General features: G+C 41.1%; 2 protein-coding genes and 1 pseudogene. 2 read left to right on the top strand and 1 reads right to left on the bottom strand.

Translation table 11 applies throughout. The features are described 5' to 3' along the window. Both LGT40_RS00565 and LGT40_RS00560 read left to right on the top strand, forming a co-directional pair. Positions 1-866: pseudogene (locus tag LGT40_RS00565) on the top strand (IS3 family transposase); the annotation flags it as partial. A gap of 57 nt (positions 867-923) precedes the next feature. Continuing rightward, complete coding sequence (locus tag LGT40_RS00560) at positions 924-1982, top strand: hypothetical protein (RefSeq protein WP_226069689.1); 1059 nt, start codon at positions 924-926, stop codon at positions 1980-1982. A gap of 11 nt (positions 1983-1993) precedes the next feature. Here LGT40_RS00560 and LGT40_RS00555 read toward each other — a convergent pair. Next, the coding region (locus LGT40_RS00555) for an integrase core domain-containing protein (protein WP_226069690.1) at positions 1994-2251 on the bottom strand (258 nt) is incomplete at its 5' end.

Genomic DNA, 2251 nt, shown 5'->3' with positions numbered 1-2251 from the left:
CGCGTTTATTAAAGCACAGAGCGGCTTGATGCCGGTAAGACGACTCTGCTCCTTGCTTAGTATACATCCCAGAGGGTATTACAACTGGCTAAAGACGCCACTTTCCAGACGTAAAAAACAAGATCAGCGATTAACTGGTCTGATTAAACAGTTCTGGCTTGAGTCTGCTGCGGTGTATGGCTATCGCAAGATTTACAGTGATATTCGTGAGTATGGTGAACGCTGCGGTATCAACCGGGTATATCGTTTAATGCGCCTTTCGGGGATTAAGGCACATGTGGGGTATCGCCGGCCCAGACGGCTTGGTGGTGAAGTCCATGTTGTGACCCCGAATAAACTACAACGTCAGTTTAATGTGACACACTCAAACACTGCATGGGTCACCGATATTACCCATATCCGAACCCATGAAAGCTGGTTGTATCTGGCTATTGTGGTGGATTTATATTCCAGAAAAGTCGTTGGCTGGTCAATGCAAGTCTCGGATCACCAAAGAACTGGTATTGAATGCATTGTTAATGGCTTTTTGGCGGCATAATCCGTCCAACACCGTTATGGTGCACTATGATCAGTGCAGTCAGTACACCAGTCACGACTGGAGCGCGTTTCTAAAGACGCATGGGCTGGAAGGCAGCAGGAGTCGACGAGGTAATTGTCATGATAATGCTGTTGCTGAAAGCTTTTTTCAGTTACTCAAACGGGAGCGAATCCGGCGGAAAACCTACACAAGTCGAGATGAAGCCAGACAGGATGTATTTGATTATATTGAAATGTTTTACAACACCAAACGGCGGCATGGTTTCAATAATCAGCTGTCACCGGTAGAGTTTGAGAATCGATTTTTGAAGCGGCTGATTAGTGTCTAAAGAATTAGTGGCGATTCAGAACGGTCGATTCTTAGTAAATAAATATGGAAAGCATATATGAGTGATGATAACAACATGGATTATTTAACCAAAATGCTATATCCAGATATAAAACATCTAATTATAAGATTAGGGAAATATTTATCCACGCCAATAAAGCGGGAACTCTCCCAGGTTTTCCATTCACCTGAAGAATTACTCGATGCTCTTAAAAAAAATGTAGTCATGGAAGGCGACTGGATTACATTGACATGTATCCCATCTATGTATGGGCCTTTCTTACGGAATCATATACTTTCACCGTTTTATGGTTCTAAATCAACTATGAGAAAAGGGCCGAGAATTTTTTCACCTGATGGAAATCCCACAGGTCTAGCCTTAGATCTTATTTCCTACCTACAACCTGTCGGACTATATCCACGTATTGATGATAATTTATATCAAATTAATTTATATCCTACAAACAGTTCAGCTTTTGGATTTATTTCTCCACTCGGAACCATGACAGGAACAAATATTCCAGCAATATCTAACTCTCAAAATCTACGTCATCAAAATCTAGACTGTACTGTTAGAGGGATTATTAGAATGATTACGCCGGAGCTTTTATCTAATATAGGATTACCCATTGAAAAATGGGATGATCTAAGAGCTTCTGGAGATTTGTGGTTTTTAGATTTATCTGATAACTATTCAACTGTCAACCCATCAACAGAAGAAGCTATAACAACAGAGATGTGGGGAGGATTGTATGCAAATGGTCGGTTGGAAATTAAGCCTGGAAGCAGTATGAAATTCGATTCAATTAAAGACTGTATTTTTGAGTCAATTAAAAAGATAAGTCCAGATGCTGACATCGCATATGGAAGAGATAAAAACAATAGTATTACAGAAGCTTTCATTTTTGCTACCGGAATTAGAGCTAGGCTGGATGCTAAATTGCCTATATATTCATTCCACATGGATGCCGATTTAGCTCTAGATTCCAGTAACTCTAGAGCAAATTTTGATAGCGTAATAAAAAATTATCTTCAATATGTTGAAGAAGCTGCTAAAAATGAATCTGTCGAAATAGCTAATTTACATGATCTTGATTTCTGTAGTTGCCCCCACTAAAACGGACACACCTAGCTTGCCACTTTAAGAGCTCGATACTCCCTCGGTGACATCATTTTCAATCCGCTATGCGGATGATAATTGTTGTAGTCCTCAAACCAATCAGACAACTGCGCCATGACGGTTGCCGCATCTGGTCGGTCATTCAAATACACGTAATCACGTTTGAAGGTCTTCACAAACGCCTCAGCCATGCCGTTGCTCTCAGGGCTTCTCACGGGGGTTGTGCATACCTTAAAGCCCAGTGATTTCGCGAACTGCCGAGTGTC

Origin of the sequence: Methylophaga pinxianii, assembly GCF_020447225.1 — a bacterium.
Classification (GTDB): domain Bacteria; phylum Pseudomonadota; class Gammaproteobacteria; order Nitrosococcales; family Methylophagaceae; genus Methylophaga; species Methylophaga pinxianii.
This window is presented reverse-complemented; position numbering and strand designations above follow the sequence as displayed.